We start from the raw sequence: 25,043 nt of genomic DNA, 5'->3' as shown, positions 1-25,043 counted from the left end.
GGGGCGATGCTCGGATCAACGATCAAGAGCGCTGATCACACGTTGAAGCGGAACTCCACCACGTCGCCGTCGCGCATGACGTACTCCTTGCCCTCCATGCGCACCCAGCCCTTGGCCTTGGCCTCGGCCATGGACCCGGCCTCCATCAGCTGGTCGAAGGAGACGATCTCGGCCTTGATGAAGCCGCGCTCGAAGTCGGTGTGGATGACGCCGGCGGCCTGCGGGGCGGTCGCGCCCTTGGGGATGGTCCAGGCGCGGGACTCCTTGGGACCGGCGGTGAGGTAGGTCTGCAGGCCGAGGGTGTCGAAGCCGACGCGCGCGAGCTGGTCCAGGCCGGACTCCTCCTGGCCGGTGCTCTCGAGCATCTCGGCGGCCTCGTCCGCGTCGAGCTCGATGAGCTCGGACTCGAACTTGGCGTCGAGGAAGATCGCCTCGGCGGGGGCGACGAGCTCGCGCAGCTGCTGCTGCATGGCGGTGTCGGCGAGGCCGTCCTCGTCGGTGTTGAAGACGTAGATGAAGGGCTTGGCGGTCATGAGCTGCAGCTCGCGCAGCTGGGCGACGTCGATGCCGGCGTCCTTCGCGCCCTGGTAGAGGGTCTTGCCGGTCTCCAGCAGGGCCTTGGCCTTGGTGACGTTCTCGAGCACGGCGGCGTCGATGAGGCCGCGCTTGGTGTCCTTCTCCAGGCGCTGCATCGAGTTCTCGATGGTCTGGAGGTCGGCGAGGATCAGCTCGGTGGTGATGGTCTCCATGTCGCCGGCGGCGTCGACGGAGCCGTCCACGCGGGTCACGTCGGGGTCGGAGAACGCACGGGTGACCTGGCAGATCGCCTCGGCCTCGCGGATGTTGGCGAGGAACTTGTTGCCCAGGCCCTCGCCCTCGCTCGCGCCCTTGACGATCCCGGCGATGTCCACGAAGGACACCGTCGCCGGCAGCAGCTTCTGGCTGCCGAAGATCTCGGCGAGCTGCGCCAGGCGCGGGTCGGGCAGCGGGACCACGCCGACGTTGGGGTCGATCGTCGCGAACGGATAGTTCGCCGCGAGGACCTCCGCGCGGGTCAGAGCGTTGAACAGGGTGGACTTGCCGACATTGGGCAGCCCGACGATTCCGATAGTAAGAGCCACGGGAGATGAGTCTACGAGGCACGGGCGCTCCGGCAACGCCCTCGGACAGTGAGATCGCGGACCCTGCCCCGCACAGGGCCGCTCCCGGCCGTCGCGACGCCCGAGCTGCCGTCATGGTCCACCGGCGAGCAATCGGCCGACAGGCGCCGCCGGACGGCCTCGGGGGCCCGCCGGCGCGCGGCCGACGGGACCCCGGAGAGTCGCCCTCAGTACGCGACCGTGAAGCGGGTGCGGCGGTGGGCCGGGGTCTCGATCTCGTCGACCAGTGCGACGGCGAGGTCCTGGCCGGAGAGATTCGAGTCGCCGTTCTCGTCGATCAGCAGCACGTCGCCGCCGACGCGATAGGCGCCGGTGCGCTCCCCCGGGGCGAAGGAGCCGAAGCCGCCAGCGGGGCTGACGAAGAACCAGTCCAGCCCCTCCTCGGCGCCGCGGAGGTCCTGCAGGACGGCGTCGAGCACGCGCGGCTCCTCGGCGAACTCCTTGGGGAACTCGGGGGTGTCCACGAGCTTCGGGCCGCCCTCGGCGACCAGCAGCGAGCCGGCCCCGCCGATCACGCCGAGCCGCACGCCCTTCTCGCGGGCGAGACGGGCGACGGACGCGATCAGGGCGCGGAAGGCCTCGAGGTCGGCCATGTCGCCGCGGGGCGAGAGAGCGGAGACGACGGCGTCGGCGCCGTCGAGTGCCTCGGCGAGGAAGGACTCCTCTCGCACGTCGCCGGCGCGGTGGGTGACCCCGGCGGGGACCTGCTCAGGGGCGGTGCGGCTGAGCGCGAGGACCTCGTGGCCGCGGCCTGCGGCCTCCTGCGCGAGGTGGCCTCCTGCGTAGCCGGTGCCGCCGAGGATGACGATGCGAGCCATGTGCTCTCCTTCCGCGCCCGCTGCGGAGCGCTGCTGCGAGGCACCGTCGAGGGTGCCGTCTCGATGAGGGATCCACTGTGAAGCGTGGACCTGCATGCTCACTGTAGGTAACCTTGTCTCTGCGGGGAAGTAGGCACTTTGCGGTAACCCCCCTTGCCGCCGTCGACCCTCCCCCGCGACGAGCCCCGGCCCGCCGGGCCGTCGACCTCTCTCACCCGCAGTCCGTCCGCCGCCGTTCCCGCCCTCGAGGAGACCGCCCGATGTCCACCCCACGCCCGTACGACCCCTTCGCCCGCGACTGTCCCTCGCGCCGCCTGCTGGATCGCATCGGCGACCGCTGGACGGTGCTGCTGATCACCACGCTCGAGGACGGTCCGCGCCGCTTCTCCGAGCTGCTGCGCACGGTCGACGGCATCTCCCAGAAGATGCTCACCCAGACCCTGCGCTCCCTCGAGGCCGACGGGCTCGTGCTGCGCACCGTCCACCCCGAGATCCCGCCGCGCGTCGAGTACGAGCTGACAGAGCTGGGGCGTTCGCTGCTCGAGCCTCTCGGCGCACTGATCGGCTGGGCGACCGACCACATGGGCGAGGTGCAGACCTCCCGGGGCGCCGTTTCCGCAACCGCCTGACCGCGCGCCGGGCGCGCGGGTCCGCTCGACTGTCGCACCGCCGTGATGTGCTGATCCCATGAGCGGAACCACCATGCTCCTGCTGGGTCTCGTCCTCGGCGCGCTGCTCGGCGCCGCCTTGACGTTCCTCCTGCTGCGCGAGCGCATGCGCGCCGCGCACACACAGCGCAGCGCGGGCGAGGACTCGGCCGATCGCCTGCTGCGCCTGGCCGACGAGCGCCACGAGCGGGACGTCGCCCGGCGCGACGCCGCCGAGGAGGAGCGCGAGGCCGAGCTGCAGCGCACCCTCGCGCCGCTGACCGCGACCCTCGCCCAGCTCGAGCGGAACCTGGCTCGCTCCGAGGCGGCACGCGCCGAGGCCGAAGGGGCGCTGCGCAATCACCTCGGCGAGCTGGGGCGGCGGGCCCAGTCCCTCGAACAGGGCACCACCGCGCTCACCGCCGCGCTGCGCGCCCCGACCTCGCGCGGCCGCTGGGGCGAGGTGCAGCTGCGCAGCATCGTCGAGGCCGCGGGGATGCTCGAGCACGTGGACTTCTCCGAGCAGCTCGGAGGCAACCGGGCCGACGGGGAGAAAGGCCAGCGCCCCGACCTCGTCGTCCACCTCTCCGGCGAGCGCACCCTGGTCGTGGACGCGAAGGCGCCGATGGACGCCTATCTCGACGCGGTCGAGGAGCAGGACCCGAAGCGCGCCCGCGCCCGGCGCACCGCGCACGCCCGGGCGCTGCGCCATCACGTGGACCAGATCGCCGGCAAGGCCTACTGGAAGGCGCTCGGGGACACCCCGGAGTTCACGGTGCTGTTCGTGCCGAGCGACGGGGTGCTCGCCGCCGCGCTCGAGTCCGCGCCGGATCTGCTCGAGCACGGCTTCGCGAAGGACGTCGTGATCGCCTCCCCCGCCACGCTCATGGCGCTGCTGCGCACGGTCGCGCACACCTGGCGCACCGACTCGCTGAACCGCGACGCCCGCGAGGTGCTCGAGGCGGGCCGCGAGCTGCACCACCGGCTCGGGACGTTCACCTCCCATCTGGGGAAGGTGGGGCGGTCGCTGGACTCCTCCGTCGCCGCGTTCAACGAGGCCGTCGGCTCGCTGCAGTCCCGGGTGATGGTCACCGCGCGCCGCTTCGAGGACCTGGGCCTCGCAGGCACCGCGGTCGACGAGGTCGAGCAGCTCACGCGTCGCGCCCGCACCCTCGAGGAGGACGAGATCGCGCAGCTCGCGAGCCCGCGCCGCGAGGACGCGGAGGCGACGGAGGCATCCCGCCGCTCGGCGGGCTGACCGGCCGGTCCGCTCTCGCCGAGCAGGGCACGACCCCGCTGATCGATGCGGCCCGCGCGCCGCACCCTGCCGCGCACGGGTCGCGGCCTGAGCCTCAGCGCCCCCGGCGCACCAGCACCACGGCGCCGATCACGATCGCGGCCAGCAGCACACCGCCGCCGAGTCCTCCGAGCACGGCCCACACCACCGGCGGCACGGCGAAACCGCTGCGCTCGTCCTCGGTCGGCGGGTCCTCGAGCTCCGGCGCACCGCCCGCGTCCGAGGCACCGCCCGCATCGGAAGCTCCCCCGCCGTCCGAGGCCCGGGGAGCCGATCCGGGGTCCGCGGCGAAGCGGTCCTCCACCGCGCCCTGCCCGCTCAGCTTCGGCCCCTCGGCAGGCTCGCCCACCGCATCGAGATCGAGCACGTAGGGCACCTCGAACAGTCGCTGCGCTGAGTAGTCGGAGGGGACCACGGCGAGCTGGAGGTAGTAGTCCCCGGCGAGGAAGGAGGTGCGGGCCTCGGTGCCGCCGTCCTCGCGGTTGCGGAACTGGATCGGGGCCGCCTGGTTCACCTGCAGGGTGGTCTTCGGCACGGCCTTCGTCGAGACCCCGGTCGCGTCGCCCGAGGCCGACGGCGGCACCACGAGGTATACGTCGTCCCTCAGCGGCGAGTACATCCGGGCCTGCAGCGTCAGCCCCATCCCGCCCGGCACCTCGAACTCGCCGAGTGCGATCGCCGCGCGGACCTGCTGGCCGTACTGGGCCGGGATGCGGAAGAACTGCACCTCGCCGGGGATGATCGTGCCGCGCATCGGCCCGTCGAGGTCCTGCACGGCGGAGGCGAAGGAGAACGCGGGCTGGATCTGCTGCCCGTCGGAGGGGACGGCGAGCGGCTCCTGCGGGCGCACGTACTTCGCGGCGGGCGGCAGGCCGTCCAGCGACACCTTCTCCTCCGCGAAGAACTGCAGCTCGACCGGGACCGCCTCCTCTTGGGCCGGGTCGCCGGTGCGCTCGACCTCGAGGATCACCGTGCCGTCGGCGTCCTCCCCGAAGCAGGTGAGGTTCGCGGTCTCCCCCAGGCGCGGAGTCGCGACGGCCGCGGTGATCGGGCCCTGGCCGAGGTCGGCCTCGGCGCGAGCCTGGACCTCGCCGATGCGGCAGTCGACCCCGTCGGCCGAGCTGGTGGCCAGGCGCAGCTGCGCGAGGCTGCTGGCCTCCCCGCCCCCGCCGGGCAGCACCATCGTCGCGGTGAGATGCGCGATCTCGCCCTCGGCGAGCTGCAGGCGGTAGAAGCGGGAGAAGCCTTCGCCGTCGTCGATCGCGGCGCTGCCGTGCTCGAGCACGTCGAGGAACGAGCCGGGTGCGAGGTCCACGGCGGTCTCGGGACTGGTCCCGCCGGTGATCTGCTGCCCCTGGGTGGCGTAGCCCTGGATCGCGCGGGTCATCTTCACCAGCAGCTCGTCGCGCAGGGTCTCGGCGTCGGTGGCATCGGCGAAGGTGCCGCCGGTGGCCTCGGCGATGCAGGCCAGCTCGTCGCGGGCGGCCTGCTCGGCCTTGAAGCCGATCGTGTGGATGCGCATCTCGGGGTGCTTCTGCGCGAGGTCGGCGGCGACCTCGCAGGGCGGCGGGCCGCCGCACTCGTCGATCCCGTCGGAGACCAGCACGATCGAGCGCATCTCCGCCTCCGGCAGCTCGGCCGCGGCCTTCGTCAGGGACAGGCCGATCGGGGTGTACCCGGAGGGCTGCACGCCCTCGATCGCGCCGAGCAGCGCCTGGCGGTCCAGACCCTCTGGCTTCACCAGGGTCTTCACGTCCTGGCAGCCGGCCTCCTGGCTCGCCGCGGTCGCAGGATCGGAGTTGCCGTAGGTCATCAGGCCCACGCTCGCGTCCTCGGGCAGCATCGGCACGAGGGTGCTCAGCGCCTCCTTGGCCACGTCCATGCGGCTGCGTCCGCCGACGTCGTCGGCCCGCATCGAGCCCGAGCCGTCCACCACCAGCATCGACGGGGCGGTGCGGCCGGTGTTGTACCCCTCGGCGCGGGCCTGCGGCAGACCGGCCGGGGCCAGCACGGCGAGGGAGGCGAGCAGGGTCGCCAGGAGCGCGAGGGACAGCGGGCGGGCGGCCGTGCGAGGGATCACCGGACCATCATGCCGAATCCCGACGGCTCCCGCCGGTCGTCTCCGCAGCGAGGTGACCGTCGGGTCAGGACTCTGCGGTGGCGCGATCCCCGGTGGGCTTGGTGCGGCGGTCGGACTCGCCGCGGCTCTTCATCTCCTGGCGCAGCTCGCGCGGCAGGGAGAACATGAGGTCCTCAGTGGCGGTGCGCACGGGCTTCACATCGCCGAAGCCGCGCTCGGCGAGCTCGGCGAGCAGCTCCTGGACCAGCACGTCCGGCACGGAGGCGCCGGAGGTCACGCCCACGCTCTCCACGCCCTCGAACCACTCCTCGCGCAGCTCGGAGACGCTGTCGATGCGGTGGGAGGACTTCGCCCCGGCCTCGAGCGCGACCTCCATCAGGCGCACGGAGTTCGAGGAGTTCGGGGAGCCGACGACGAGGACGAGGTCCGCGTCGGGGGCGATCTTCTTGATCGCGACCTGGCGGTTCTGGGTCGCGTAGCAGATGTCGTCGCTGGGCGGCGCCTGCAGGGTGGGGAAGCGCTCCTTCAGGCGGTCCACGGTCTCCATCGTCTCGTCGACGCTGAGGGTGGTCTGCGAGAGCCACACGACCTTCTCGGGATCGCGCACGGTGACCTTGTCGACGTCCTCGGGGCCGTTGACGATCTGCACGTGCTCCGGCGCCTCGCCGGCCGTGCCCTCGACCTCCTCGTGGCCCACGTGACCCACCAGCAGGATGTCGTAGTCCTGGCGGGCGAAGCGCACCGCCTCCTTGTGGACCTTCGTGACCAGGGGGCAGGTCGCGTCAATGGTGCGGAGACTGCGCTCCTCCGCCATCTCGCGGACCTTCGGGGAGATGCCGTGGGCGGAGAAGATCACGAGCGCCCCCTCGGGCACCTCGTCGACCTCCTCGACGAAGACGGCGCCCTTCTCCTTCAGGCGGTCCACGACGAACTTGTTGTGCACGATCTCGTGACGGACGTAGACGGTCTCGTCATAGTGCTCGAGGGCGCGCTCGACGGCGACGACGGCACGATCGACGCCCGCGCAGTACCCGCGGGGCTCGGCAAGGAGGACGGTTCCGGTGCTCACGCCTCCCATCGTAGGAGGCGCGGGCCTGAAGCGGCAGGTCGTGGGGCAAGAGTCACCAACCCTCCACAGGACGGGGACATCCACAGCCGGCGCCTTCCGGTCCGCGCGATGTCGGCCGGTCGTGGAAGAGTGGACCCCATGACGCAGACGACCCCCGATCCGGGCGGGGCGGGCGAGGGCGCCGAGGTGACCGGCGCCCCGGCCGCCGGGGCCCGCCCGCCGCTCGCCGCGACCGCCGCGCAGACCACGGCGGAGAACCCGTGGCCGCTGCGGCAGCTGTCCGTGAAGGTCGGCGAGTACGTGGCGCGCATGTCTCCCCTGTGGGTCGAGGGCGAGATCGTGCAGCTGAACCGTCGGCCGGGCGCGGGGCTGAGCTTCATGACCCTGCGCGACATCGACGTGGACATGTCCTTCTCGGTGCCGGTGCGCGAGCACGTTCTGCGCGCCCTGCCGGTCGAGCCGGTGCCCGGCGCGCGCGTGGTCGTGCACGCCAAGCCCAGCTTCTGGACCAAGCGCGGCAGCCTCCAGCTCGAGGCCGACGACATCCGCCCCGTCGGGCTCGGCGAGCTGCTGGCCCGGCTCGAGCAGCTCAAGCGGGTCCTCGCCGCAGAGGGCCTGTTCGCCACCTCGCGGAAGAAGCCGCTGCCCTTCCTGCCGCGCGTGGTGGGGCTGATCTGCGGGCGGGAGTCCGCCGCGGAGCGCGACGTGGTCGTCAACGCCCGTCGGCGCTGGCCCGCGGTGCAGTTCGAGATCCGCGAGGTCGCGGTGCAGGGGACGAAGGCGGTGCGGGAGGTCTCCGCCGCGCTGAAGGAGCTCGACGCGCGCGAGGATGTCGACGTCATCATCATCTCGCGCGGCGGCGGCTCCCTCGAGGACCTGCTCCCCTTCTCCGACGAGCAGCTCACCCGCCTGGTCGCCGGCGCCGACACCCCGATCGTCTCCGCGATCGGACACGAGGTGGACACCCCGCTGATCGATCTCGCCGCCGACGTCCGCGCCTCCACCCCCACCGATGCCGCCAAGCGCGTGGTGCCCGACATCCAGGCCGAGCTCGAGCAGCTGGACCTGGGCCGCACGCGCCTGCGCGCCGCGATCCGCGCCCGCATCGAGCGGGAGCAGTCGGGGCTGGACGCCATGCGCTCGCGGCCCGTGCTCGAGAACCCCTCGAGCATCCTCGCCGGCCGCGCCGACGAGATCCGCTCCCGCATCTCGCTGGCCCGCACCCTGATCGGCTCGCGCCTGGACCGGGCGGCCGACGAGGTCTCCCACCTCGGCAGGCAGGTGCGGGCCCTGAGCCCGCTGGCGACCCTCGAGCGCGGCTACGCCGTGGTGCAGACGGCCGACGGCACGATCATCCGCGCCCCCGAGCAGAGTGAGGTCGGCGAGGCGCTGTCGGTGCGGGTCGCCGGCGGCCGCTTCGGCGCCCTGCACGTGGACACCGACCCCTATACCCCGCCTGCCCCGCAGGCACCGACCGACGGCCAGGCCCGCCCCGCCCAGGATCGGACCGAGAACGACGAGGAGACCGCATGAGCACGCCCGATGCCCCGGAGAACGAACTGACCGCCGACGAAGGCGCTCCCGGCACCCCGGGCACCGCGCCCGTCACCCCTGCCGGGGACGAGAAGGCCCTCCCCGCCGATATCGCCGAGCTGTCCTACGAGGCGGCCCGCGACCAGCTCGTCGAGGTGGTGCGTCGCCTCGAGTCCGGTCAGGGCGGGCTCGAGGACTCGATCGCGCTGTGGGAGCGCGGCGAGATGCTCGCGCGTCGCTGCCAGCAGTGGCTGGACGGGGCCCGCGAGCGGCTCGAGGACGCTGTGGCCGCGCGGCGCGGGGAGGACGGCGCCGAGCGCTGAGCGGCCGTCAGCCGACCGCGGCGAGCGCCTCGTCCATGAGCTGCTCGAGCTCGGCCTGATCGGCCGCGCCGTGGACGAGGATCCCGAAGCCCTCGCCCTGGCAGGCGATGCCGGTCTGCTCCGCGTCGTCCCCGCCGCCGAGCACCTGGCACTCGGCGCCCCGAAGGCTCGTCTCCTCGGTGACGGTCGCGCCGGGCATCTCGGCCGACAGCAGCGACGCGCTGACCTCGGTGTCCTCGGCCAGGGTCACGAGATCCCCGCCGGGCGCCGTGTACTGCACGGTCCAGCGCGGGCTCTGGCCGTCGGTGAAGCGCGCCGAGCGCACCTGCCAGTCCTCGCCGGTCGCGGGCACGGCGACGGGGAAGTCGGCCACGTCCTGGGCGCGCTCCGCGGTCGCGGCGACGTCCACCTCGGAGTTCTCCAGCGGCTCGCGCTCGAGGTCGCTGCCCACCCCGAAGAAGCCCACCGCCAGTACGATCACCACGAGCATGGTCAGCACGATCGCCCAGACGATGTTGCGCAGCACCGTGTTCTGCTTGGTCGGCAGCTGGTACGCGGACCTCGGCCGCTCGACGGGCAGCTCGTCAGCGCCGGTCACCTCGGCCTGTGTGCCGTCGGCCCCGGCGCTCTCGGCCCGCGCGCCGGCGGATGCATCGCTCTCTGCCGCTGCGCCGTCGGACCCAGCGCTCGCTGCTGATGCGCCGTCGGCCCCCGTGCGACCCGCGCGCTCGCTGTCGGCCCCAGTGCGGACAGGGCCGCCCTCACCGCCGGCGGGGCTCGCGGTGCGGTCGGGGCTCTCGGGCTGGGCATCGTGCATGCGGGCCATTGTCCCCGCCCGCGCCGCCCTCCGCCTCCCGGGGTGATCCGGGCCACGGCGCCCCTCCCCCGCTCATGTCGCCCGCGCCCTGGAAACCTGCGATGATCGAAGCGTGACCGCGAGAATCCTGATCGCCGGAGAAGCCCTCACCGATATCGTCGTCGACGCCGATGGCGCTCGTCGCGAGCACCCCGGCGGCTCCCCCCTGAACGTGGCCGTCGCCCTGTCGCGACTCGGCCACGACGCCCACCTGCTCACCGCGATCGGCGACGACGCTCGAGGCGACGCGATCCGCGCCCACCTCGACGAGTCCGGCGTGCAGCTCACGCCCGCCTCGGTCCGACCCGGCCGCACCTCGACCGCCGAGGCCGTGCTGGATGCGCACGGCGCCGCGACCTACACCTTCGACCTCACCTGGGACCCGGACACCGCCGACCTGCCCGAGACGCCGGACGCCGTGCACACCTCCTCCATCGCCGCCGTGCTCGAGCCGGGGGCCACGACGCTCTCCGCCCTGCTGCGCAGCGCCCGCGGGTCCTCGACGATCAGCTACGACCCCAATGCGCGCCCCACCCTGATGGGCGCGCCGGAGGACGTCCGCGCCCGGATCGAGGAGAACATCGCGCTGTCCGACGTGGTCAAGGCGTCCGACGAGGACGTGGCCTGGCTGTACGGCACCGAGGACGTCGAGGACGTCGCCGCCTCGTGGCGCGATCTCGGCCCCTCCCTGACCGTGCTGACCCGCGGCGGCGACGGCGCGGTCGCGTTCTCCGCCAGCGGGCGCGTGCAGGTCGCGCCGGTGCAGGTCGAGGTGGTCGACACCGTCGGCGCCGGCGACACCTTCTCCGCCGGGATCCTCGACGCGCTGGCCGCCAAGGGCCTGCTCGGCGCTGATCGCCGCGAGATGCTCGCCGCGATCCCGTCGGACGATCTCGCGACCGTGCTCCGACGTGCCGCCGCGCTCTCGGCGATCACCGTCTCGCGCGCCGGCGCGAACCCGCCCTGGAGTCACGAGCTCACCTGACCCGCCCGCCCGGGGCACCGCTGCGCGGGCACGCCGAACCAGCCCGCCTCCCCCTCCACCGGCCCGGGACCACCCGAGGACCGGAGCCGACCACCCGACAGAGAAGACGAACAGGAAGGCCCGTCGATGAACCAGTCCACCCCCGCAGCGCAGCAGAGCGACTACCGCATCGAGCACGACACCATGGGAGAGGTGCGCGTGCCCGTCTCGGCGCTGTACCGCGCCCAGACCCAGCGTGCGGTCGAGAACTTCCCGATCTCCGGGCAGGGCCTCGAGCCCGCGCACATCCACGCTCTCGCCCAGGTCAAGAAGGCCGCCGCCCGTGCGAACAAGGAGCTCGGGGTGCTGGACGGCACCATCGCCGACGCGATCGTCGCCGCGGCCGACGCGGTCATCGCCGGCGAGCACGACGACCAGTTCCCGGTGGACACCTACCAGACCGGCTCGGGCACCAGCTCGAACATGAACATGAACGAGGTCCTGGCGACCCTCGCCACGAACGCGGGCACCGAGACCCACCCCAACGACCACGTCAACTGCTCCCAGTCCAGCAACGATGTGTTCCCCACCTCCGTGCACGTCGCGGTGACCGCGGGCGTCGTCGAGCACCTGCTGCCCTCCCTCGCCCACCTCGCCGAGGCGCTCGAGAAGAAGGCCGAGGCGTGGAAGGACGTCGTCAAGTCCGGCCGCACCCATCTGATGGACGCCACCCCCGTCACCCTCGGCCAGGAGTTCGGCGGCTACGCGGCCTCGATCCGCTACGGCATTGAGCGCGTCGAGGCGGCGCTGCCCCGCACCGCGGAGGTCCCCCAGGGCGGCACCGCCGTCGGCACCGGTATCAACACCCCGATCGGCTTCCCGCAGAAGGTCATCGCGAACCTCGTCGACCAGTCCGGCCTGCCCCTGACCGAGGCGCGCAACCACTTCGAGGCGCAGTCGAACCGCGACGGCCTCGTGGAGATGTCGGGCGCGCTGCGCACCATCGCCGTCTCCCTCACGAAGATCTGCAACGACCTGCGCTGGATGGGCTCCGGCCCCAACACCGGCCTGGGCGAGATCGCGATCCCCGACCTGCAGCCCGGCTCCTCGATCATGCCCGGCAAGGTCAACCCCGTCATCCCCGAGGCGGTGCTGATGGTGTGCGCGAAGATCGTCGGCAACGACGCGGCCATCGCCTGGGGCGGTTCGCAGGGCGCCTTCGAGCTGAACGTGCAGATCCCGCTGATGGGCACGAGCCTGCTGGAGTCGATCCGCCTGCTCGCCAACGCCTCCACGGTGCTGGCCGACAAGACCGTCGACGGGCTCACCGCGAACGAGGAGAAGGCCCGCTTCTACGCCGAGGCCTCCCCCTCGATCGTCACCCCGCTGAACAAGCTGATCGGCTACGAGTCCGCCGCGAAGATCGCCAAGCACGCCGTCGCCGAGCGCATCTCCGTGCGCGAGGCCGTGATCGCGCTGGGCTTCGTCGAGCGCGGCGAGCTCACCGAGGAGCAGCTCGACAGCGCACTGGACGTCCTCTCGATGACCGCGCCGAAGGCCTGATCGGCCGCCGGGTCGGCCCACCGGCTGACGCGCCGTTCGACACCGGAACCCGGTCCCGCCTCTCCGGCGGGGCTGGGTTCCGCGCCTCGGCACGGGCCGCCACCGTAGGCCCAGGACAGCCGCCGGTAACGGGACTGTGGTGACGCGTCGTGGCTATATCGCCACGATGCGTCGTATTCGTCCCGTCCCGTCATCCCGACAGAGCCATATCACCAGTGCGCTCACCCCGCTGCCCGCACCGGCAGCGGACGGCGATGATCTCGCCGACGGAGCATCTCCACCAGCATCGCGGATGTCCTCGGCCATTCCAGAAAGACCTGTTCCCAGGTCAGACGGGTGACCCGATAGCCGCGCGAGGAGAGCGCCAGGTCGCGCCGCCGGTCCTCCCGGTACTGCGTGGGGTCATCGTGGAATCGACGGCTGTCGCATTCGATCACCCAGTTCGTGCCGATCAGCAGATCCACCCTCACGTCTGGCAGCAGCTGAGCCTGGCTGCGCACCCGCACCCGGCGCTCTTCGAGCCACCAGCGAACAGCGGTCTCGGTCCCGGACTGCGCGTCGGCGCGGACTCGTACCAGAGGGTGTCGCTTCCGCTGAGGCAGCCCTGCGAGAAGGCGATCCAGGTCCTTCGTGCTGAGGCATCGCTTGTTCAGCGCGGACTCGATGAGGATCGCCGCGTTCACCGTGGACTGGCAGCGCGCCGCGTGATCGAGGGTGCGGACGATGTCGGGGACAGGGTCCTGACTCCCCCAGCCACGGAGGCTCGGCGCGTGCAGGATCAGAGGATGCGTCGCAGGGGCCGGATGCCCTGCTCCTGAGACGGGGATCGGCACGAGCTCGCCCGATCCCGCGTCACGCCGGCGCCTGATCTGCGCCAGGCGAGGAGCATCTGGTGGAGCTTCGACCCTCCGTGGCTGGTATGCGTGCACACCCACTGCCATCGGGACCCACAGGCCATGCAGCGCGGCCGCGTCGAGACAGGTCGGTCGGACCCCGAGCTCCAGCAGGGCGAGGAGGTCCTCCGGTGCTTCCTCGGTCACGTACCACTGGCCCACGGAGCGGATCTTCCCGCTGCGCAGGAGAGCACTGCGCCGATCGGGATCAGGCTCGACCTCCGCCAGCCCCTTCCTGTGCACGACTCCTCGAACCCTCATGCGGAGATCCCAGCATCTCTGCGGAACGGTCCGTTGGAGTCGCCGGCTCTGTGGAGAAGTCACCGCTGGGGAGGAGACGTCAACAGCGCTCCCGAGCGCCGACGGGACGGTGGTGACACGACGTGGCCATATGGCCAGAGCGTGTCACCACCGTCCCGTCCGCTGCAGTGCAGGCCTCACCCGTCCGCCCAGTCAGCGGTTCTTCGCCCCGCACCGTGCCGCCCGACAGAGCCTCGGCCTCGGCATTCAGCGCCGGCACCCCGCCCCGCCCCTCAGGGGATCGGCTCGTCCAGCACGTGGGTGACCAGCTCCGCGACCTTCGACCGCTCGGAGCGCTGCAGGGTGATGTGCGCGAAGAGCTCCTTCTCCTTGAGCGCCTCCACCACGGAGGCGATCCCGTCGTAGCGGCCGATGCGGAGGTTGTCGCGCTGGGCGATGTCGTGGGTGAGCACCACGCGGGAGTTCTGGCCGATGCGGGAGAGCATGGTCAGCAGCACGTTGCGCTCGAGGGACTGGGCCTCGTCGACGATCACGAAGGCGTCGTGGAGGGAGCGGCCGCGGATGTGGGTCAGCGGGAGCACCTCGAGCATGCCGCGGGAGAGCACCTCGTCGATGACGTTCTGGGACACCATCGAGCCGAGGGTGTCGAACACGGCCTGCCCCCAGGGGCCCATCTTCTCGCTCTGGTCGCCGGGGAGATAGCCGAGCTCCTGCCCGCCCACGGCGAACAGCGGCCGGAACACCATGATCTTCCGCTGGGTGCGGCGCTCGAGCACGGCCTCGAGACCCGCGCAGAGGGCGAGGGCGCTCTTGCCGGTGCCGGCGCGGCCGCCGAGGGAGACGATGCCGATGGACTCGTCCTGGAGCAGGTCGATCGCGACGCGCTGCTCGGCGGAGCGGCCGGCGACCCCGAACACGGTCTGGTCCCCTTGCACGAGCCGCACCTGCTTGTCGCGGGTGACGCGGCCCAGCGCCGAGCCGCGCGGGCTCGTGATCGTCAGGCCCGTGTGCACCGGGTGGTGGGCGATCTCGGGCACCTCGACGACCTGGCCGTCGTAGAGGTCGGTCATGGTCTGCTCGTCCACGGAGGTGGTGACCATACCGGTGTAGCCGCGGTCGCGGGCGAGCTCGGCCCGGTACTCCTCGGCGTGGATGCCGGAGGCGCTGGCCTTGATGCGCATCGGCAGATCCTTGGACACCAGCACCACGTTCTTGCCCTCGAGCTGGAGGTTCTTCGCGACGGCGAGGATGCGGGTGTCGTTGTCGCCGAGGCGGAAGCCGTCGGGCAGCGAGGCGGTGCTCATGTGGTTCAGCTCGACGTGCACGTGGCCGCCGTCCTTGCCGATCGGGAGCGGCACGGAGAGGTTCCCGTGAAGCTCGCGCAGGTCGTCGAGGATGCGCAGCGCCTGACGGGCGAAGTAGCCGAGGTCCGGGTGGTGGCGCTTGGCCTCGAGCTCGGTGACCACGACGATCGGCAGCACGATGTCGTGCTCGGCGAAGCGGTGCAGCGAGAGCGGGTCCGAGAGCAGCACCGAGGTGTCCAGCACGTAGGTGATCACGCCCGTCTCGATCTCGGCGAGCATCTGCTGGGCGGCGCCGGGCCGGAGCGAGGGGACCACGGGGGCGCCGTCGGGGTTCGCGGCGCCGATCACCGCCGTCCCGCCGTCCGGTCTGGGCGAGAAGCTGCCGCCGAAGGCGGTCGTCGTCTCGCGGGCAGTGGTCGTCTCGTCCATGGGAGCCTCCCGGAATCTCGCGGATGCCTGGACCTTAGCCCTCGGTGCACCCGCCGTCGGGCGAGTCCCGCGGGCGGCGGACACGACGTTCACCCGATCGTCATCGGGAGTTCTGCGGGCTCCCGATGAGGGCCAGTGTGCCACCGCTCACAGCGCGATGCGGGGAGGGCGCGGGCGGGTGCGTCGCGCTCAAGGCGGCCGACGAGGACCACCTAGCCGGGTCGACGCCCTCGGCCGACACCGCCGACGGGCCGACGCGCGGACGGGCCGACGAGGCGCCAGGGCCGACGGCCTCAGGCGCCGTACCGGCGCTCGCGTCGGCAGAAGTCGCGCAGGGCGCGCAGCAGGTCGATACGGCGGAACCCGGGCCAGTAGGTCTCGCAGAACCAGTACTCGGAATGCACCGACTGCCAGAGCAGGAAGCCGGAGAGGCGCTGCTCGCCGGAGGTGCGGATGATGAGGTCGGGGTCGGGCTGACCGCGCGTGTAGAGGTGCTCGGCGATCGCGCCGACGCTGATCCCCTCGGCGATCTCCTCGATACCCTTCCCCTGCGCGCCGAGGTCCCGCACCAGCTCACGCACCGCGTGGACGATCTCCTCGCGGCCGCCGTAGCCGATCGCGACGTTGACGGTCAGGCGGGCCTCGGGCGAGGTCTCCTGCTGCAGGCGGGCGATCCCCTCCCGCATCTCCTCGGGGAGGGAGTCGGCGCTGCCGGTCAGGCGCACGCAGTAGCCGGCGTCGGTGATCTGCTCGATGGTGGAGGTGATGATCTCGTACAGGGCCACGAGCTCCTCCGGCGGGCGCCGGAGGTTGTCGGTGGAGAGCATCCACACGGTGACCAGCGGGATGCCGAGGTCCTCGCACCAGGAGAGGAACTCGACGATCTTCGCGGCGCCGGCGCGATGACCCTGGGCGGTGGACTCCCCCGCGGCCTTCGCCCAGCGGCGGTTCCCGTCGACGATCACGCCGAGGTGCTGCGGGAGGTCGAAGGACTCGAGCTCCTTGGACAGCCTGCGCTCGTACACGCGGTACAGCAGCCCGTCGCCGGCCATGCGCGCCTCCGTCCCCTCGTCGTGCCCGCCCGGCACCTCCGCCCCGGGTGCGCGCCGGGTGCGGCGCGCTCCGTCCATTATCGACGACGGCGGGAGCGCCGCCCGACGATCGGTGGGAATCCGCACGAGACGGTCACAGCACCCCCATATCGAACCTACGGTTGCGTAGGTTACGGTGTGCCCATGACCCCCGGACCCCATGACGAGGCCGCCGCGAGAGCCTCCGGCCCCACACCGCGCGCCGCCGACGAGTCCCCCGCCACCCCCGGCGGCGCCTCGACGCTCCAGGACCCCGCGCCGCGCGAGATCGCCGAGGCCGTGGCCGGCAGCGGCGGCACCACCGAGCTGCGCGACGAGGACCTGCCCACGGCGGAGAACTTCCCCTTCGCGCCCCGCACCCTGACCCGGGCGATGGCACGCCGCGCCACCCAGCTCGGCCTCCAGCTGCCCAAGCCGCGTCTGCGCGGGATGCTGCACCTGATCGCCTTCCCGACCACGCTCGTGCTCGGGCTGCTGCTGGTCGCCGTCGGCCAGACCCTCACGATCCGCCTGGCCTGCGCGGTCTTCGTGCTGACGGCCGGGATGCTGTTCGGGATCAGCGCGGTCTACCACCGCGGCACCTGGTCCCCGCAGCGCGCGATCATCCTGCGCCGCTTCGACCACGCGAACATCTTCCTGATCATCGCTGGCACGTACACCCCGATCGCCGCGGCGCTGCTGGCCCCGCGACAGGCGCTGACGCTGCTCGCGATCGCCTGGGGAGGTGCGCTGGTCGGGGTGTGCTTCCGGATCTTCTGGACCGGTGCGCCGCGCTGGCTGTACGTCCCCGCCTATGTCGCCCTCGGCTGGGTGGCCGTGTTCTACATGCCGCAGCTGCACGCGGGCGGCGGCTGGCCGGTGGTGATCCTGCTGCTCGCGGGCGGACTCGCCTACACGGCGGGCGCGGTGGTGTACGCGCTGAAGCGGCCGAACCCCTCCCCCGCCTGGTTCGGCTTCCACGAGATCTTCCACGCGGGCACCCTGATCGGCTTCGGCTGCCACTTCGCCGCCGTCGCCGCGGCGGTGCTCTGAGCAGAGCCGCTCCCCGGGCGGCGTGCGCTCAGCGGCGCTCGTCGCCCTCCTGCGCATCCTCCGAGGGGTCCGAGACTTCCGTCGGTCCCGCAGGATCCGTCGGCTCCGCGGAGCCCGCGGGCTCCCCGTCCGGCCCGGCGTCCGCGCCGTCGGCCTGCGCCTCCTCTGCACCCTCGCCGTCGGCGGTCCCTCGGTAGGCGGCGTCACCCGCGGCCTTCTCGCGCCCGGCCGCCTCGGCATCGACCTTCTCGGCCTCGGCCTCCTCGCGCTCGAGCTGCGCCTGGCGCTCCTCGACCCGGGCCCTGGCCTGCACCCGTCGGACGCGCCGCGTCATGTCGATCAGGAGCAGCACGACGACCACCGCGAGCACGAAGGTCGCGAAGAAGCCGGGCAGGCCCGGGGAGACGGTGACGGAGTTGAACTCCTCGCCGTCCGACGGGCTCGGCGCGGCCTGGAGCACGGCGCCGACGGCCGGGAGCACGCCCGCTCCGCCGAGCCCTGCCCCGATCACGGGCGCGCCTCCACGGTCTCGTGGCGGAGCCCGGCGAACAGGTCCCGCTCGGGCAGCTTCACACCGATCCGGGAGATGTGCAGCTCGTAGTCCTCAGTGCCCCAGGCCGCGATCTCCGCGTCGTGCGCGATGCGGAAGAAGGGCCCCTCGGGGTCGACCTGGGTGGCGTGGGCGCGCAGCGCGTCGTCGCGGATCCCGAGATAGTCGCGCACGTCGATGCGGGTGGTGAGCAGCCGGTCGTGGCTCTCGTCGTAGTGCTGGAGCATCTTGTCGAGCTCCTCGTTGGGGGTGCCCTCGGCGCGCAGGTGACGGCTCACAGCGGCGAAGCGCTGACGGTGGAAGCCGTTGATGTAGTACAGCTTCGCGACCTCCCAGGGCTCGCCGAGCTCGGGCGCGAAGTCAGGGTCCGCGGCGAGGTCGAAGGCCGCCACGGAGATGCGGTTGACCTGGATGTGGTCGGGGTGCGGGTAGCCGCCGTTCTCGTCATAGGTGGTCATCACGTGCGGGCGCAGGCGGCGCACCGCCTCGACCAGCGGACGGACCGCCTCCTCGACGGGGAGGGTCGCGAAGCTCCCGGCCGGCAGCGGCGGCAGCGGGTCCCCCTCGGGCAGTCCCGAGTCGACGAAGCCGAGCCACTCGTGGTCCACGCCCAGGATCTCCTTCGCCCGCTCCATCTCGCGGCGGCGGATCCCGGGCAGGCTCTCGGGGGTGATCCCCGGATCGTCGCGGAGGCGGGGGTTCAGCACGTCGCCGCGCTCTCCGCCGGTCGCGGTGAGCACCGTGACCTGCACTCCCTCGCGTGCGTAGCGTGCGGTCGACCCGGCACCCTTGGACGACTCGTCGTCGGGGTGCGCATGGACGGCCACCATCCGCAGGGGCTCATCGGGGGCGGGCAGCTGGACGGTCACGGGACTCCTCGGAGACGACGGGCGGGGCACTGCCCCGGTGCGGTTCACGCGCGCGACCGACACGGTCCGCGACACCTGCACCAGCGCCCGATCGTACGCCACCCCTCCGGGAGCGAGCAGGGCGCGGGCCGCCTCCTCGCCTCGGACGTGACCGGTCCCTCGCTCCCTCCGCCCGGGCTCCCGGACCGCTCCCGGGGAGGGTCTGGGAGACTGGGCGCATGGACGATGCCGAGAAGCTCCACCGCCAGCGCTACGGCGGACCGCTCGTCTCCCCCCGCACCGCGAAGATCCTGGTCGCCGTCGCCGGTGGGGTGTTCGTCGCGATCGTGATCGTGGTGGGGCTCTTCGTCGCGCGCGAGGAGGTCCGCTACGACGTCCTGGCCTATGACCACCTCGCCGCGGACCGCATCGGCGTGGACTTCGTGGTGACGATGGCGCCCGGCACCGAGGCGACCTGCAGGATCCAGGCGATGAACGAGGGGCGCGCACAGGTCGGCTTCGTCGAGACCACGATCCCGGCGCAGACCGAGCGCCGCACCGCGCACCGCGTCGAGATCTCCACCCAGGGCGAGGCGGTCTCCGCCGAGGTCGTCGGCTGCACCGTCGGCTGACCCCGCTGCCGACCGGAGGACCGTTCCCGCGGATTTCACGATGCGCGTAAAACGTCCACCGGTCCCGGAAAATGCACAGAGCGCCGTGTAATGTTGCCCGGAACCGGCGAACGACCGGTCATCATCACCCGCACACGGGGCGCATGAGGACATGTGCCCCGTGATTCGCGTATTGGGGTCTTCGTCCCCGTGCGCTTCACCGAGGACGACAGGAGTGAACCCATGAGCAGCCAGCCGAATGGCGCCTGGCTCACCCAGGACGCGTACGACCGCCTGGCCAAGGAGCTCGCCGAGCTCGAGGGCCCGGGCCGCACCGAGATCGCCGAGCGCATCGCCGCGGCTCGCGACGAGGGCGACCTCAAGGAGAACGGCGGCTATCACGCCGCCCGCGAGGAGCAGGGCAAGATGGAGGCGCGCATCGCGGACCTCCAGCGACTGCTGAAGAACGCCGTGGTCGGGGAGGCCCCGAAGGACGACGGCGTCGTCGAGCCCGGAATGGTCGTTGCCATCTCGATGGCCGGCAAGGAGCGCACCTTCCTGCTGGGCAACCGCGAGATCGCCGACGGCGACGACGACCTGGAGGTCTACTCCATCGAGTCGCCGCTGGGCAGCGCGATCCACGGCTCGAAGGTCGGCGACACCGTCGACTACACCGCGCCGACCGGGAAGTCCTTCCCGATCGAGATCCTCCGCGCCAAGCCGTACTCGGCCTGAGCCGCGCGCCCCACGGGGCGACCGGGCACTGCCCGGACTGACGAGAGAGCCCCTTCCGGCAGCTGCCGGAAGGGGCTCTCTCGTCAGTCCGAGCGGGGTCAGTCCCGCTCGTCCTCCGCGCGGTGGCGTGGAGCGGGCTGCTCGGCCGACGTCCCGTCCACCTGGTCGGTCGACGGGGCCCGGGCGGACCTCGCCTCGGTCGCCTCGGCGCCATAGGTGTACGTCGCGTCGGCGTCGCTCGAGTCGGTGGCGTGCGCAGCATCCGCGTCGGCGGCGTGCCCGCCGGTCCCCGTCGGCGACGCGCCGTCCTCCGTCGCGGTCCGGCGCTCGGCGGCGGGGACGGTGCCGAGCATCGCCAGGTCCGCCGAGGAGCCCTCGTCGGCCGACGTCCGCTGCGCCTCGGAGTCCGCGCCGACCTCGGCCAGCTGGTGCGCGGGCACGCCGGCGCCGAGCGCGGCGAAGTGCTCGGCGCCGGCCTTGTCGTGACCGAGCTCGGGGCTCGGGTCGCGGCCCACCACGTACAGCAGCGTCGCGTTGACGAAGGCGATCAGCGGGATCGCGAACAGCGCGCCCGGGATCCCGGCGATCATCGCGCCGAGGGCCACGCCGAGGAACACGCCGAGCGGGTGGATCTCCACGGCCTTGCCCATCAGGAAGGGCTGGAGCACGTTGCCCTCGAGCTGCTGCACGGCGAGCACGACCGCGAGCATGATCAGCGCGCCGACCCAGCCGTTCAGCACCAGCACCAGCAGCACGGCGATCGCGCCGGAGGCGATCGCACCGACCAGCGGGATGAAGCTGAACAGGAACACCAGCAGCCAGATCGGCACCGCGTAGGAGCCCAGGCTCAGCGCGACCATGCCGATCGCGATGCCGGTCGCGTCGACCGCGGCCACCAGCACCTGCGTGCGCACGTAGGCCGACAGCGCCTTCCATCCGCGACGGAACGCCTCGTGGGTGGGCACGCGGGCGGCGGGCGGCAGCAGGCCGACGGACCAGCGCCAGATCCCGCCCCCGCCGTGGAGCACGAAGAACAGCGTGAACAGGGCGACGACGAGCCCGGTGCCGATGTTGCCGAGCGCCGTGGCGGTGGTGACCGCGCCGCTGACCAGCTGGCCCGAGTACTGCTGGAGCTGCTCGAGGCCCTCGTCGAGCGCCGAGTTGATCATCGGGGTGTCGATCTGGAAGGTGCTCTGCACCCACTCCAGCAGCGCCTGGAAGCCCTGCACCGCGCGGCTCTGGATGTCGTCCCACTGGGCGATCAGCTGCCGCCCGGCGAGGGTGAACATCCCCGCGATCACGAGCAGCAGGCCCAGCAGAGCGATCCCGCTGGCCGCGGCACGGCCCAGGAAGGTGTAGCGGGTGAGGATCTTGACCACGGGCTGGAGCAGCGCGGCGAGCAGGATCGCGATGAGCACGGGGATCACGATGGTCGTGACCCGGGTGAGCCCCCACAGCAGCAGCGCGCCGGCGGCGACGATCACGAGCAGTCGCCACGACCATGACGCGGCCCGGCGCACACCGATCGGGATCTCCTGGACCTCGGGGGCGAGACCCGGGTCCCCGGGGGCGGGGCGCAGATTCGACATGGGGCTCCTTCCGTTCGAGCCACGGTGGCTCATCGGCATCCTAGTCACCGCCTCCCTCTCCTCTGGCACTGCCAGCGCCTTCGACGGCGGCTCGATCCCGGTTCGACCGATGCTCTGCCGCGGTCGAGCACCGACGAAGGTCGTGGTCCCGCCCGCCGTGGGAAGGGATCGTCGCGGACGGACCGGCCGATAGCGTGACCCCATGCACAGCGACCCCTCCCTCCCCTCCTCTCCTCCCGTCCCGGGGACCGCCCCGGAGGCGGGAGGGACGTCGACGACGCCCCCGGCCCACCCCTCCGGGACCGTCGAGGCGCCCAGCCCTCTCGCCGGTGTCGCCGCCCCGGTCTCCGCCGAGGCCTCGGTCCCGAGCTCGACCGCGCTGTCGATCCGCGGGCTGCGCAAGTCCTTCTCCGGCACCGAAGTGGTCCATGGACTGTCCCTGGACGTGCCGCAGGGCTCGTTCTACGGGATCGTCGGTCCCAACGGCGCCGGCAAGACCACCACCCTGTCGATGGCGACGGGCCTGCTGCGGCCCGACGGCGGCACCGCGCACGTGCTCGGCCACGACATGTGGGTCGAGCCGCAGGCGGCCAAGGCGCGCCTCGGCGTCCTCGCCGACGGGCTGCGCACCTTCGACCGGCTCACCGGACGGGAGCTGCTGACCTACGTCGGCCTGCTCCGCGGGATGGAGCCGGCCGTGGTCGAGGAGCGGATGGAGTCACTGCTGACCGCGCTCGACCTCGCGGGCGAGGACGGGAAGCTGGTCGTGGACTACTCCGCCGGCATGACCAAGAAGATCCTCCTGGCGAGCGCCCTGCTGCACGCGCCGCGCCTGCTGGTGCTCGACGAGCCGCTCGAGGCCGTCGACCCGGTCTCCGCGCAGGTGATCCGCACGATCCTCACCGCCTATGTGGAGGGCGGCGGCACGGTCGTGCTCTCCAGCCACGTCATGGAGCTGGTCGAGGGGCTGTGCAGCCACGTCGCGATCATCGCCGACGGGCGGCTGATGGCCGACGGCACCCTCGACCAGGTGCGCCAGGGCGGCAGCCTCGTGCAGACCTTCATCGACCTCGTCGGCGGCGGGGACGTCGCGGAGGGGAGCCTGTCGTGGCTGGAGTCCTGAGCACCGAGCACACACGGACCGCGGCCGCGCAGGACGTGCGCCACGGCGAGATCCGCGGACGCGACCTGGTGCGCCTGCAGCTGAAGCTCAAGTGGACGCTGTGGAAGCGGTCCTACCGCAAGAACGTCGGCAAGATCATCGGCACCTCGATCGGGGCGCTCTACGGCCTGGGCGGCCTGGCCATGCTGGTCTTCCTGTTCCTGGGCACCACGCTGTGGGCCGGGGAGGGAGAGCTGTTCCCGCAGATCGTGCGCGGCCTCGGCGCCGTCACCGTGCTGCTGTGGTTCCTGATCCCCGTCCTCGCCTTCGGGATCGACGACACCCTGGACCCGCGTTCGTTCGCCCTCTTCCCCCGCAGCGCGAGGGAGCTGCAGCCGGGGATGTTCGCGGCGGCCGCGCTGAGCCTGCCGAGCCTCTTCACCCTGCTCGCGCTCGCGATCGCCACCGCCTTCGAGCTGCTGTGGCTGGTCCTGTTCGGGCAGAGCGCCGGGTGGGTCGTGCTCGGCGCCCTCGCGCTGATCCCCGCGAACCTCGCCGGCCTCGCGCTGTGCCTGCTGCTGCCGCGGGCCTGGTTCGCGCACTCCGCCGCGCGGGCCTCGAGCCGCAAGGGCCGCGAGCTCGGCGGGATCTTCGGCTTCCTGGCGATGTTCGTGGCGATCTACGCCTTCTCGCTGTCGATGCAGCGCATCGAGGACCTCGACGTCACCTGGGTGCGCGAGCAGCTGCCCGGCGTGGTGGAGGTGCTGGCCTGGACGCCGCTCGGTGCGCTGTTCTCCGTGCCGATGGATCTCGCCGAGGGACGGGTGCTCACGGCGCTGCTGCGCGCCCTGATCGGCGCGGCGACGATCGTGCTGGTCTGGCTGTGGTGGCGGCGCTCGATCGATCTGTCGATGACCTCGGCGCTGACCGGGGACGCCTCCTCGGGCCAGACGAAGGTCTCCCCGCTCGTGCCGCGCTTCGTGCCCGCCGGCCCCTTCGGCGCCGTGCTGGGCAAGTCCCTTCGCTACTGGCGACGGGACACCCGCTATCTCGCCGCCCTCGGCATCTACCCCGTGGTGATCGTGTTCTTCGTGGCGATGGGGTTCATGGTCCCCGAGGCCCGGCCGATGATGCTGGGCATGGCCGTGTTCATGTGCGCGATGACGGGGCTGAGCATCTCCAACGAGATCGGCTTCGACGGACCGTCCGGCTGGGTCAACATCGTCGCCGGCGCCCCTGCCCGCGCGAACCTGCTGGGCCGCATCGCGGCGATGGCGGTGCTGATGGTGCCCGCGGTCGTGGTGATCACCGTCGCGCTGCCGCTGCTGTACGGACTGCCGGAGCTGATCCCCATGACCGTGCTCGGTTCGCTCGGCGCGATGATCTCCGGCTGGGGCACCTCGATGGTGGTGGGCGTGCTGCTGCCCTACCCGAGCTCTGCCCCGGGCACCAACCCGATGAAGGACAAGTCCGCCTCGAGCTCCAACGCCATGCTCTCGATGGCGATCTCGATGGTGACGGTGTTCGTGCCGATGCTGCCGCCGCTGGGTCTCGGCATCTGGGGCGCGATCGCGGGGAACCTGGCGCTGATCACCGGGGCCGGCGTGCTGGCGATCGTGATCGGCGTGGCGGTGCTGCTGATCGGTCTGCGCATCGCGACCGTGCGCCTGGACGCCCGCTACCCGGACATCTTCCAGAAGGTCCGCGACCACGTGTGAGCCGGGCCTGCGGTGCGGGTCGGTGTGCCGAGCGCGTCAGGCCGACGGGCCGCCGGGCGCGCCGAGCGTGCGCTCCATGACGAGGGCATCGATGCGCCGGCCGCGGATCCGGTAGTAGCCGCGTCGTCGGCCGATCTCCCGGTAGCCGGCGGCGGCGTAGACGGCGCGGGCGCGGTCGTTGTCCTCGCGCACCTCGAGCAGCATCCGCTCGGCGCCGCCGCGCCGGGCCTGCTCCTCGCACCAGGCGAGCAGGGCGCGGCCGATGCCCTCCCCCTCGCGACGGGTACCGATGGTGTGGAGGTCGGCGAGGTCTCCGGCGAGCATGATCCCGGCATAGCCGAGCAGCGCGCCGCCGCGCGAGGGGAGCGTCCGGCCGTCGGGGCTGCAGACCGGTTCGGCGTCGCCCTCGACCGCGACGACATAGCGGCGGTCGGGATGCTCGACCTCCTCGGCGAGCTGGAAGACGCTCCAGGCCTCGTCGGGGAACAGCTCGAGCTCGGCGAAGGCGATCTCCTCGACGTCCTCGAGGGTCGCCGGGCGCAGGGTCCAGACCCCGTCGGCGGCCGTCAC

General features: G+C 72.3%; 23 protein-coding genes. 11 read left to right on the top strand and 12 right to left on the bottom strand.

Features of this window, described 5'->3' with window-relative positions; all coding sequences use genetic code 11:
• Positions 1 to 35: 35 nt before the first annotated feature.
• Together ychF and DS079_RS08320 are read right to left on the bottom strand one after the other, a co-directional pair.
• Positions 36 to 1,121: a redox-regulated ATPase YchF gene (ychF, locus tag DS079_RS08325; RefSeq protein WP_126986476.1), complete on the bottom strand. Its 1,086-nt coding sequence runs from the start codon at positions 1,119 to 1,121 to the stop codon at positions 36 to 38.
• 206 nt (positions 1,122 to 1,327) lie between these two features.
• Positions 1,328 to 1,978, bottom strand: coding sequence for an NAD(P)-dependent oxidoreductase (locus DS079_RS08320; protein WP_126986474.1), 651 nt, complete (start codon positions 1,976 to 1,978; stop codon positions 1,328 to 1,330).
• Positions 1,979 to 2,238: 260 nt separating this feature from the next.
• On the opposite strand from DS079_RS08320, the gene DS079_RS08315 reads away from it, so the two are divergent.
• Both DS079_RS08315 and DS079_RS08310 read left to right on the top strand, forming a co-directional pair.
• The gene (locus tag DS079_RS08315) at positions 2,239 to 2,607 is read left to right on the top strand and encodes a winged helix-turn-helix transcriptional regulator (RefSeq protein WP_126986472.1); all 369 of its coding nucleotides are present in this window, start codon (positions 2,239 to 2,241) and stop codon (positions 2,605 to 2,607) included.
• A 58-nt stretch (positions 2,608 to 2,665) separates the two neighbouring features.
• Positions 2,666 to 3,883 carry a DNA recombination protein RmuC gene (locus tag DS079_RS08310; RefSeq protein ID WP_241237593.1) on the top strand — a complete coding sequence of 406 codons (1,218 nt, stop codon included), beginning with the start codon at positions 2,666 to 2,668 and terminating at the stop codon, positions 3,881 to 3,883.
• 94 nt (positions 3,884 to 3,977) lie between these two features.
• Here DS079_RS08310 and DS079_RS08305 read toward each other — a convergent pair whose 3' ends face one another.
• Both DS079_RS08305 and DS079_RS08300 read right to left on the bottom strand, forming a co-directional pair.
• The gene (locus tag DS079_RS08305; protein ID WP_126986470.1) at positions 3,978 to 6,002 is read right to left on the bottom strand and encodes a vWA domain-containing protein; all 2,025 of its coding nucleotides are present in this window, start codon (positions 6,000 to 6,002) and stop codon (positions 3,978 to 3,980) included.
• 64 nt (positions 6,003 to 6,066) lie between these two features.
• Positions 6,067 to 7,080, bottom strand: a complete 1,014-nt coding sequence (locus tag DS079_RS08300; RefSeq protein WP_126986468.1) for a 4-hydroxy-3-methylbut-2-enyl diphosphate reductase — start codon at positions 7,078 to 7,080, stop codon at positions 6,067 to 6,069.
• A gap of 129 nt (positions 7,081 to 7,209) precedes the next feature.
• Here DS079_RS08300 and xseA point away from each other — a divergent pair, with 129 nt between their 5' ends.
• Positions 7,210 to 8,604, top strand: a complete 1,395-nt coding sequence (gene xseA, locus DS079_RS08295) for an exodeoxyribonuclease VII large subunit (RefSeq protein ID WP_126986466.1) — start codon at positions 7,210 to 7,212, stop codon at positions 8,602 to 8,604.
• Positions 8,601 to 8,927: an exodeoxyribonuclease VII small subunit gene (locus DS079_RS08290; RefSeq protein WP_126986464.1), complete on the top strand. Its 327-nt coding sequence runs from the start codon at positions 8,601 to 8,603 to the stop codon at positions 8,925 to 8,927. Before xseA ends, DS079_RS08290 begins: the two co-directional genes overlap by 4 nt.
• A gap of 7 nt (positions 8,928 to 8,934) precedes the next feature.
• Here DS079_RS08290 and DS079_RS08285 read toward each other — a convergent pair whose 3' ends face one another.
• The gene (locus tag DS079_RS08285; protein ID WP_241237592.1) at positions 8,935 to 9,744 is read right to left on the bottom strand and encodes a DUF4245 family protein; all 810 of its coding nucleotides are present in this window, start codon (positions 9,742 to 9,744) and stop codon (positions 8,935 to 8,937) included.
• A gap of 112 nt (positions 9,745 to 9,856) precedes the next feature.
• On the opposite strand from DS079_RS08285, the gene DS079_RS08280 reads away from it, so the two are divergent.
• Together DS079_RS08280 and DS079_RS08275 are read left to right on the top strand one after the other, a co-directional pair.
• Entirely contained in the window at positions 9,857 to 10,768 is a 912-nt protein-coding gene (locus DS079_RS08280; protein ID WP_126986460.1) for a carbohydrate kinase family protein, read from the top strand.
• A 126-nt stretch (positions 10,769 to 10,894) separates the two neighbouring features.
• The gene (locus tag DS079_RS08275; RefSeq protein ID WP_126986458.1) at positions 10,895 to 12,310 is read left to right on the top strand and encodes a class II fumarate hydratase; all 1,416 of its coding nucleotides are present in this window, start codon (positions 10,895 to 10,897) and stop codon (positions 12,308 to 12,310) included.
• A gap of 221 nt (positions 12,311 to 12,531) precedes the next feature.
• Here DS079_RS08275 and DS079_RS08270 read toward each other — a convergent pair whose 3' ends face one another.
• From DS079_RS08270 to DS079_RS08260, 3 genes are all read right to left on the bottom strand, one after another.
• Positions 12,532 to 13,446, bottom strand: a complete 915-nt coding sequence (locus DS079_RS08270; protein WP_126986456.1) for a hypothetical protein — start codon at positions 13,444 to 13,446, stop codon at positions 12,532 to 12,534.
• Between the two features lie 290 nt (positions 13,447 to 13,736).
• On the bottom strand, positions 13,737 to 15,047 hold the full coding sequence (locus DS079_RS08265; protein WP_050815733.1) for a PhoH family protein: 1,311 nt from the start codon (positions 15,045 to 15,047) through the stop codon (positions 13,737 to 13,739).
• Between the two features lie 443 nt (positions 15,048 to 15,490).
• Complete coding sequence (locus DS079_RS08260; RefSeq protein ID WP_126986454.1) at positions 15,491 to 16,249, bottom strand: isoprenyl transferase; 759 nt, start codon at positions 16,247 to 16,249, stop codon at positions 15,491 to 15,493.
• A gap of 183 nt (positions 16,250 to 16,432) precedes the next feature.
• Between DS079_RS08260 and trhA the strand changes: the two genes are divergently transcribed.
• On the top strand, positions 16,433 to 17,320 hold the full coding sequence (trhA, locus tag DS079_RS08255) for a PAQR family membrane homeostasis protein TrhA (RefSeq protein WP_126986452.1): 888 nt from the start codon (positions 16,433 to 16,435) through the stop codon (positions 17,318 to 17,320).
• 28 nt (positions 17,321 to 17,348) lie between these two features.
• On the opposite strand, the gene DS079_RS17050 is transcribed toward trhA, so the two are convergent.
• Together DS079_RS17050 and mca are read right to left on the bottom strand one after the other, a co-directional pair.
• A complete protein-coding gene (locus DS079_RS17050; RefSeq protein WP_164736157.1) occupies positions 17,349 to 17,831 on the bottom strand; it encodes a hypothetical protein in 483 nt (160 codons plus the stop codon).
• Positions 17,828 to 18,739, bottom strand: a complete 912-nt coding sequence (gene mca / locus DS079_RS08245; protein WP_126986450.1) for a mycothiol conjugate amidase Mca — start codon at positions 18,737 to 18,739, stop codon at positions 17,828 to 17,830. The genes DS079_RS17050 and mca overlap by 4 nt, the downstream gene beginning before the upstream one ends.
• Positions 18,740 to 18,957: 218 nt before the next feature.
• Between mca and DS079_RS08240 the strand changes: the two genes are divergently transcribed.
• Entirely contained in the window at positions 18,958 to 19,350 is a 393-nt protein-coding gene (locus DS079_RS08240) for a DUF4307 domain-containing protein (protein WP_126986448.1), read from the top strand.
• Between the two features lie 222 nt (positions 19,351 to 19,572).
• Positions 19,573 to 20,064 (top strand): transcription elongation factor GreA, encoded by a 492-nt coding sequence (gene greA / locus DS079_RS08235; protein WP_126986446.1) that lies wholly within the window; start codon positions 19,573 to 19,575, stop codon positions 20,062 to 20,064.
• A 98-nt stretch (positions 20,065 to 20,162) separates the two neighbouring features.
• Here greA and DS079_RS08230 read toward each other — a convergent pair whose 3' ends face one another.
• Positions 20,163 to 21,653 (bottom strand): AI-2E family transporter, encoded by a 1,491-nt coding sequence (locus tag DS079_RS08230; RefSeq protein WP_126986445.1) that lies wholly within the window; start codon positions 21,651 to 21,653, stop codon positions 20,163 to 20,165.
• Between the two features lie 202 nt (positions 21,654 to 21,855).
• Here DS079_RS08230 and DS079_RS08225 point away from each other — a divergent pair, with 202 nt between their 5' ends.
• Together DS079_RS08225 and DS079_RS08220 are read left to right on the top strand one after the other, a co-directional pair.
• The gene (locus tag DS079_RS08225; RefSeq protein ID WP_126986443.1) at positions 21,856 to 22,776 is read left to right on the top strand and encodes an ABC transporter ATP-binding protein; all 921 of its coding nucleotides are present in this window, start codon (positions 21,856 to 21,858) and stop codon (positions 22,774 to 22,776) included.
• A complete protein-coding gene (locus DS079_RS08220) occupies positions 22,761 to 24,473 on the top strand; it encodes a hypothetical protein (RefSeq protein ID WP_126986441.1) in 1,713 nt (570 codons plus the stop codon). The genes DS079_RS08225 and DS079_RS08220 overlap by 16 nt, the downstream gene beginning before the upstream one ends.
• 36 nt (positions 24,474 to 24,509) lie before the next feature.
• Here the strand turns inward: DS079_RS08220 and DS079_RS08215 are convergent, their stop codons facing one another.
• Positions 24,510 to 25,043 carry a GNAT family N-acetyltransferase gene (locus DS079_RS08215; RefSeq protein WP_126986439.1) on the bottom strand — a complete coding sequence of 178 codons (534 nt, stop codon included), beginning with the start codon at positions 25,041 to 25,043 and terminating at the stop codon, positions 24,510 to 24,512.

The organism is Brachybacterium paraconglomeratum, from assembly GCF_003994255.1.
Lineage (GTDB): Bacteria > Actinomycetota > Actinomycetes > Actinomycetales > Dermabacteraceae > Brachybacterium > Brachybacterium conglomeratum.
Note: the sequence above shows the minus strand (reverse complement) of the source record. Positions and strands in the feature narration are given on the sequence as shown.

Excerpts from the sequence above, each read along its gene's own strand:
- DS079_RS08320 (WP_126986474.1), bottom strand. The coding sequence starts at position 1,978 with ATGGCTCGCATCGTCATCCTCGGCGGCACCGGCTACGCAGGAGGCCAC.
- DS079_RS08315 (WP_126986472.1), top strand. The coding sequence starts at position 2,239 with ATGTCCACCCCACGCCCGTACGACCCCTTCGCCCGCGACTGTCCCTCG.
- DS079_RS08310 (WP_241237593.1), top strand. The coding sequence starts at position 2,666 with ATGAGCGGAACCACCATGCTCCTGCTGGGTCTCGTCCTCGGCGCGCTG.
- DS079_RS08300 (WP_126986468.1), bottom strand. The coding sequence starts at position 7,080 with ATGGGAGGCGTGAGCACCGGAACCGTCCTCCTTGCCGAGCCCCGCGGG.
- xseA (WP_126986466.1), top strand. The coding sequence starts at position 7,210 with ATGACGCAGACGACCCCCGATCCGGGCGGGGCGGGCGAGGGCGCCGAG.
- DS079_RS08290 (WP_126986464.1), top strand. The coding sequence starts at position 8,601 with ATGAGCACGCCCGATGCCCCGGAGAACGAACTGACCGCCGACGAAGGC.
- DS079_RS08285 (WP_241237592.1), bottom strand. The coding sequence starts at position 9,744 with ATGCACGATGCCCAGCCCGAGAGCCCCGACCGCACCGCGAGCCCCGCC.
- DS079_RS08275 (WP_126986458.1), top strand. The coding sequence starts at position 10,895 with ATGAACCAGTCCACCCCCGCAGCGCAGCAGAGCGACTACCGCATCGAG.
- DS079_RS08265 (WP_050815733.1), bottom strand. The coding sequence starts at position 15,047 with ATGCTCGCCGAGATCGAGACGGGCGTGATCACCTACGTGCTGGACACC.
- DS079_RS08260 (WP_126986454.1), bottom strand. The coding sequence starts at position 16,249 with ATGGCCGGCGACGGGCTGCTGTACCGCGTGTACGAGCGCAGGCTGTCC.
- trhA (WP_126986452.1), top strand. The coding sequence starts at position 16,433 with ATGACCCCCGGACCCCATGACGAGGCCGCCGCGAGAGCCTCCGGCCCC.
- DS079_RS08240 (WP_126986448.1), top strand. The coding sequence starts at position 18,958 with ATGGACGATGCCGAGAAGCTCCACCGCCAGCGCTACGGCGGACCGCTC.
- greA (WP_126986446.1), top strand. The coding sequence starts at position 19,573 with ATGAGCAGCCAGCCGAATGGCGCCTGGCTCACCCAGGACGCGTACGAC.
- DS079_RS08230 (WP_126986445.1), bottom strand. The coding sequence starts at position 21,653 with ATGTCGAATCTGCGCCCCGCCCCCGGGGACCCGGGTCTCGCCCCCGAG.
- DS079_RS08225 (WP_126986443.1), top strand. The coding sequence starts at position 21,856 with ATGCACAGCGACCCCTCCCTCCCCTCCTCTCCTCCCGTCCCGGGGACC.